The following is a 6531-nucleotide window of genomic DNA, read 5'->3' as shown; positions in this document are numbered from 1 at the left end:
GGAAGCGGAAAGAAAGCACCGCATTGGCACGACGCTGACCCCACCCCCCTCCCTGCCCCCACCGGCCTATTCCCCCGGGGTCGCCCCACACCGCCCCCCCCCGCTTCCGGAAGACTACTGTCCGCTGGTCACTCCGCAGCGGTCACGGTCGGGGCACCCGACTCGACGCCCTCGGCCTGCATCTGCTCGGCGAGCTTGAGGGCCTCCTCGATCAGCGTCTCGACGATCTTCGACTCGGGGACGGTCTTGATGACCTCGCCCTTGACGAAGATCTGGCCCTTGCCGTTGCCGGAGGCGACGCCGAGGTCGGCCTCACGGGCCTCGCCCGGACCGTTGACGACGCAGCCCATGACGGCGACGCGCAGCGGCACCTCCATGCCCTCCAGGCCGGCGGTGACCTCCTCGGCGAGCTTGTAGACGTCGACCTGGGCGCGGCCGCAGGACGGGCAGGAGACGATCTCCAGGCCCCGCTCGCGCAGGCCGAGCGACTCCAGGATCTGGTTGCCGACCTTGATCTCCTCGGCCGGCGGGGCGGAGAGCGAGACCCGGATGGTGTCGCCGATGCCCTCGGCGAGCAGCGCGCCGAAGGCGACCGCGGACTTGATGGTGCCCTGGAACGCCGGCCCGGCCTCGGTGACGCCGAGGTGCAGCGGGTAGTCGCAGGCGGCCGCGAGCTGGCGGTAGGCGTTGATCATCACGACCGGGTCGTTGTGCTTGACCGAGATCTTGATGTCGCGGAAGTCGTGCTCCTCGAACAGCGAGCACTCCCAGAGCGCGGACTCGACCAGCGCCTCGGGGGTGGCCCGGCCGTACTTCTCCAGGAGGCGCTTGTCGAGCGAGCCGGCGTTGACGCCGATCCGGATCGGGACCCCGGCGTCCTTGGCGGCCTTGGCGATCTCGCCGACCTTGTCGTCGAAGGCCTTGATGTTGCCCGGGTTGACACGGACGGCGGCGCAGCCGGCGTCGATCGCGGCGAAGACGTACTTCGGCTGGAAGTGGATGTCCGCGATGACCGGGATCTTCGACTTCTTGGCGATGATCGGCAGCGCGTCGGCGTCGTCCTGCGACGGGCAGGCCACCCGGACGATCTGGCAGCCGGACGCGGTCAGCTCCGCGATCTGCTGCAGCGTGGCGTTGATGTCCGCGGTCACCGTGGTGGTCATGGACTGCACGGAGACGGGGGCGTCGCCGCCTACCGGCACGTTGCCGACCATGATCTGCCGGGAGAAACGGCGCTTGGCGAGCGGCTTGAGCGGCAGGGACGGAATACCGAGCGAGATCGCGGTCATGTGCGCAGGGTTCCCCGGGGTTGAGGTGAGGTCGGTCCGGCCGTTCGGGAAGGCCGGGGCCGGGCGCGCCGATGAACGCGCACCCGGCCTCCAACGGTACGGCACGGTGGTGGCCCCGGGCACACCAGCCGTACCCGCACCGTCAGCTGATCTTGACCGGGTTCACCAGGTCGGCGACCAGCACCAGCAGGGTGAAGCCGATGAAGATGCTGGCCACCACGTAGGCCAGCGGCATCAGCCGGGCGACGTCGAACGGGCCGGGGTCGGGCCGCTTGAACAGCTGTGCGAAGCGGCGGCGGACCGCCTCCCAGACCGCGCCGGCGATGTGGCCGCCGTCCAGTGGGAGCAGCGGCAGCATGTTGAACAGGAAGAGCGACAGGTTGACGCCGGCCAGCACGTTCACGGAGATCGCGATCCGCTGGCTGCCGGAGATCCCGTCGTTCGAGAAGATCTCGCCGCTGACCCGGGCGGCACCGACCATGCCGATCGGCGAGTCGACGTCGCGCGGGGCGTCGCCGACGACGGCGTTCCACAGCCCCGGAATCTTGCCGGGCAGGGCCACCAGCGACTTCACCCCGTTCTCGCCCATGTCGTACATCCGGTCGAGGGACTGCCCGAAGGTCTGCTGGACGATCGCGCGCTGCGGGGTGAAGCCGAGGAAGCCCGCCTGCACGGTCTCGCCCTTGACCGGCATGTTGTTGCCGTCGAACTTCTGCACGGAGTTGACGGCGATCGTGGGGGTGAGCGTGAGCTGCTTCCCGTCTCGCTCGACCACGATCGGCACCTCGCGGCCGGCCGACTTGCGGATGTCCGCCTGGAGCTGCTCGTAGTCACGGATCCGGTCGCCGTCGAAGGAGAGCACCTTGTCGCCCTGCTTCAGCCCCACCTGGAAGGCCGGCGTCGGCGGCGCGTCGGTGGGGCAGACGTCGGTGGGCTGCCCGGCCTTGACGATGCACTGGGAGACCGAGCCGATGGTCGGCAGCGAGGTGGGCTGACCGAAGCCCATGTTCACCGTCAGGAACAGCCCGAAGGCCAGGACCAGGTTCATGAACGGCCCGGCGAACATGACGATGACGCGCTTCCACGGCTTGCGGGTGTAGAAGAGCCGGTTCTCGTCACCCTCCTGGAGCTCCTCGTAGGAGGCCTCCCGGGCGTCCTCGATCATCGTCCGGAACGGCGAGCTGCTGCGCTTGGTGATCCGCCCGTCCTCGCCGGGCGGGAACATCCCGATCATGCGGATGTACCCGCCCAGCGGGATCGCCTTGATGCCGTACTCGGTCTCGCCCTTCTTCCGGGACCAGACCGTCGGGCCGAAGCCGACCATGTACTGCGGCACCCTGATGCCGAACAGCTTGGCCGTGGAGAGGTGGCCGAGCTCGTGCCAGGCGATCGAGATCAGCAACCCGACCGCGAAGACCAGGATGCCGACCACCGTCAAAACCGTTGCCACCACTGGCCCTCCGTCATGCCGCTCCGCTCGTCGTCTTGTCGTACCGCATCGTGCCGTAGAGCGTCGTACGGCAGGGGCGACCTACCGTACGACGGCCAGTCGTGCCGCGGTACCACGCCCGGAGCCGTCAGCCCGCCGCCAGCTCGCGGGCCCGGGCGCGGGCCCAGTCCTCCGCGTGCAGGACGTCCTCGACGGTCAGAGAAGTTCCCGACGCCGGCGCCCCGTGCTCGGCCACGACCTTGGCAACAGTGTCCACGATTCCCGTGAAGGCGAGGCGGCCGTTCAGGAACGCCTCCACACACTCCTCGTTCGCCGCGTTGAAGACGGCCGGGACGGTGCCGCCCAGCGACCCCGCCTCACGGGCCAGCTCGACCGCCGGGAAGGCCTCGTTGTCCAGCGGGAAGAACTCCCAGGTGGCCGCCTTGGTCCAGTCGCAGGCGGGCGCCGCGTCCGGGACCCGGTCCGGCCAGCCGATGCCCAGCGCGATCGGCATCCGCATGTCCGGCGGGCTGGCCTGCGCCAGCGTCGACCCGTCCGTGAACTCCACCATCGAGTGCACGACCGACTGCGGATGGACCACGACCTCGATCCGCTCGAACGGCACGTCGTAGAGCAGGTGCGCCTCGATCACCTCAAGGCCCTTGTTGACCAGGGTGGCCGAGTTGATCGTCACCACCGGGCCCATCGCCCAGGTCGGGTGCGCCAGCGCGTCCTTCGGGGTGACGCCGGCCAGCTGCTCACGCGTCCGGTTGCGGAACGGGCCGCCACTGGCGGTCACCACCAGCTTGCGGACCTCCGCCCGGGTACCGCCGGCCAGCGCCTGGAACAGCGCGGCGTGCTCCGAGTCCACCGGCACGATCTGCCCGGGCTTCGCGACCGCCTTCACCAGCGGACCACCGACGATCAGCGACTCCTTGTTGGCCAGCACCAGCACCCGGCCCGCCTCCAGCGCGGCCAGCGTCGGACGCAGGCCGATCGAACCGGTGATGCCGTTCAGCACCGAGTGGCACTCCATCGCGGCCAGCTCGGTGGCCGCGTCCGGGCCCGCCAGCACGGCGGGCAGCGCCCGGCCGGCCGCCTTCGCCGCCAGCGCCTCGCGCAGCGCCGGCTCGGCCGCCGGGTCGGCGACCGCCACCGTGTGCACGCCCAGCTCCAGGGCCTGCTCGGCGAGCAGCTCCACCCGGCCGCCGGCCGCCGACAGGGCGACCACACGGAACCGGTGCGGGTTGCGGCGCACCACGTCGATGGCCTGGGTGCCGATCGAACCGGTGGAGCCGAGGATCACCAGCTCCCGGGGAGCGGAAGGGTCCTTCACCGCGGGGGTGAAGCGCAGCTGCGGGTGGGCGAGCGAAGTCATGCGCCCATTGTGTCCTGCCCGCCGGCCTCCCCGGGACGCCCCTCCTCCACAGGACGCCGCCAGGCGCCCCGGCTACCGTCGAAGCCATGCGTACCGTCATCGCCGGAGGCCACGGACAGATCGCGCTCAAGCTGGAACGGCTGCTCGCCGAGCGCGGCGACCGGCCCGCCGGGATCATCCGCCGCCCTGAACAGGCCGAGGACCTGGTGGACGCCGGAGCCGAGCCGCTATTGCTCGACCTGGAGCACTCCACCGCCCCCGAACTCGCCCAGCTGCTCACCGGCGCCGACGCCGTGGTCTTCGCCGCCGGCGCCGGCCCGGGCAGCGGCGCCGACCGCAAGAACACCGTCGACCGCGACGCGGCCGTGCTGCTCGCCGACGCCGCCGAGCTCGCCGGCGTACGGCGCTACCTGATCATCTCCTCGATGGGCGCCGCCGCCGACGCCCACCACCCCGCCGACCCGGTCTTCGAGACCTACCTGCAGGCCAAGGGCGCCGCCGACGACGCCGTCCGGGCCCGCACCACGCTGGACTGGACGGTGCTGCGCCCCGGCCGGCTCACCGACGGACCCGGCACCGGCCTGGTCCGCCTCGCCCCGTCCGTCGGGCGCGGCGCGGTGGACCGGGCCGACGTGGCCGCCGTCCTGGCCGCGCTGCTGCACGAACCGGGCACCTCCGGGCAGACCCTGGAACTGGTCTCCGGCAACGCCACCGTCGCGGAGGCCGTCGCGGCCGCCGCCGGGCACGTCTGACCGGCCCGGCCGACGGCATGCCGAGGGGCCCGGCACCGCTTCCGCGCGGTACCGGGCCCCTCGGTGTGTCGTCCTAGAGGTCCAGGCCGGTGAGGACCAGGACCTTCTCGACGGTGTAGTCGTCCATCGCGTACTTGACGCCCTCGCGGCCGACGCCGGAGTCCTTGACGCCGCCGTACGGCATCTGGTCGGCGCGGTAGGACGGGGCGTCACCGATGATCACGCCGCCGACCTCCAGCTCCCGCTGGGCGCGGAATGCGGTCTGCAGGTCACGGGTGAAGACGCCCGCCTGCAGGCCGAAGGCCGAGTCGTTGACGGCGGCGAACGCCTCGTCGGTACCGTCCACCTTGTGCAGCGACAGGACCGGGCCGAACACCTCGGCCTTGGCCAGGATCGCGTCGGCCGGCAGGTCGGCCAGCACGGTCGGCGCGTAGGTCGCACCCTCGCGGGTACCACCGGTGAGCACCTTGGCGCCCTTGGCGACGGCGTCGTCCACCCAGGACTCCACCCGCTTGGCGGCGTTCTCGTCGACCAGCGGGCCGACATCGGTGGCGTCGTCGTTGGGGTCACCGGTGACCTGGGCGCGGACCTTGGCCACGACCTTCTCCACCAGCACGTCGTAGACGGACGCGTCGGCGATCACGCGCTGCACCGAGATGCACGACTGGCCGCCCTGGTAGTTGGCGAACATCGCGATCCGGGTGGCGGCCCAGTCCAGGTCGGCCTCGGAGGACCAGTCGGCGAGCACCACGGCCGCGGCGTTTCCGCCCAGCTCCAGAGTGGTGTGCTTGCGCGGCACCGAGTCCATGATCTGGTAGCCGACCTTGTCCGAACCGGTGAAGGAGATCACCGGCAGGCGCGGGTCCTGCACCAGGGCGGGCATCCGGTCGTTCGGCACCGGCAGGACGCTCCAGGAGCCGGCCGGCAGGTCCGTCTCGGCCAGGATCTCGCCCAGCACCATCGCCGAGAGCGGGGTGGCCGGAGCCGGCTTGAGGATGATCGGGGCGCCGACCGCGATCGCCGGGGCGACCTTGTGGGCGACCAGGTTCAGCGGGAAGTTGAACGGGGCGATGCCCAGCACCACGCCGCGCGGGAACTTGCGCACCACCGCGAAACGGCCGACGCCGCCCGGGTCGGTGTCCAGCCGCATGGTCTCGCCGTTGGTCCGGCGGGCCTCCTCGGCCGCCCAACGGAAGACGGAGACGGCACGGCCGACCTCACCGCGGGCCCACTTGATCGGCTTGCCGTTCTCGGCAGTGATCAGCCGGGCGATCTCCTCGGTGCGCTCGGCCAGGCGCTTGGCCACGTGGTCCAGCGCGGCGGCACGCACGTGCGCGGGGGTCGCGGCGAACACCGGAAGCGCGGCCACGGCGGCGTCCAGCGCCTCCTCGACCTGGGCCTCGGTCGGCACGCTGACCTTGCCGACCAGGCGGCCGTCCCAGCTGTTGTGCACCTCGAAGTCGGCGTCGCCGCTCGCCCGGCGGCCGGCCAGCCAGAATTCGTACGTGGTGGTCACCGTGGTACCGGCCCTCTCCTCGTCATCCTCACGGCCCCACGGACGTGGAACCTGAAACCGAGGGTAGGGCGGTGGCGCACCGACCCGGATTGGCCACGGAGTAGCGTTCGCCCCCGCGCGCACTCCACAGCGTCCAGCCGGACGGGCCGGCGGGGGTGGGCCGGGGC

5 protein-coding genes are annotated in these 6531 nt (G+C 71.6%); 1 reads left to right on the top strand and 4 read right to left on the bottom strand.

Features of this window, described 5'->3' with window-relative positions; translation table 11 throughout:
* Nucleotides 1-128 precede the first annotated feature (128 nt).
* The 3 genes from ispG to dxr form a co-directional block, all read right to left on the bottom strand.
* A complete protein-coding gene (gene ispG / locus ACZ6NC_RS33915; protein WP_465737704.1) occupies nucleotides 129-1289 on the bottom strand; it encodes a flavodoxin-dependent (E)-4-hydroxy-3-methylbut-2-enyl-diphosphate synthase in 1161 nt (386 codons plus the stop codon).
* Nucleotides 1290-1431: 142 nt separating this feature from the next.
* Nucleotides 1432-2739, bottom strand: a complete 1308-nt coding sequence (locus ACZ6NC_RS33910) for a M50 family metallopeptidase (RefSeq protein WP_465737703.1) — start codon at nucleotides 2737-2739, stop codon at nucleotides 1432-1434.
* Between the two features lie 127 nt (nucleotides 2740-2866).
* Complete coding sequence (gene dxr / locus ACZ6NC_RS33905; RefSeq protein ID WP_465737702.1) at nucleotides 2867-4096, bottom strand: 1-deoxy-D-xylulose-5-phosphate reductoisomerase; 1230 nt, start codon at nucleotides 4094-4096, stop codon at nucleotides 2867-2869.
* Between the two features lie 86 nt (nucleotides 4097-4182).
* On the opposite strand from dxr, the gene ACZ6NC_RS33900 reads away from it, so the two are divergent.
* Nucleotides 4183-4848 (top strand): NAD(P)-binding oxidoreductase, encoded by a 666-nt coding sequence (locus ACZ6NC_RS33900; protein WP_465737701.1) that lies wholly within the window; start codon nucleotides 4183-4185, stop codon nucleotides 4846-4848.
* A gap of 73 nt (nucleotides 4849-4921) precedes the next feature.
* On the opposite strand, the gene ACZ6NC_RS33895 is transcribed toward ACZ6NC_RS33900, so the two are convergent.
* Nucleotides 4922-6364, bottom strand: coding sequence for an aldehyde dehydrogenase family protein (locus ACZ6NC_RS33895; protein ID WP_465737700.1), 1443 nt, complete (start codon nucleotides 6362-6364; stop codon nucleotides 4922-4924).
* Nucleotides 6365-6531 lie beyond the last annotated feature (167 nt).

The sequence above is a fragment of the Kitasatospora sp. NPDC041988 genome, assembly GCF_055588525.1.
The sequence above is the reverse complement of the archived record's forward strand: the minus strand, read 5'-3'. Positions and strand labels throughout refer to the sequence as shown.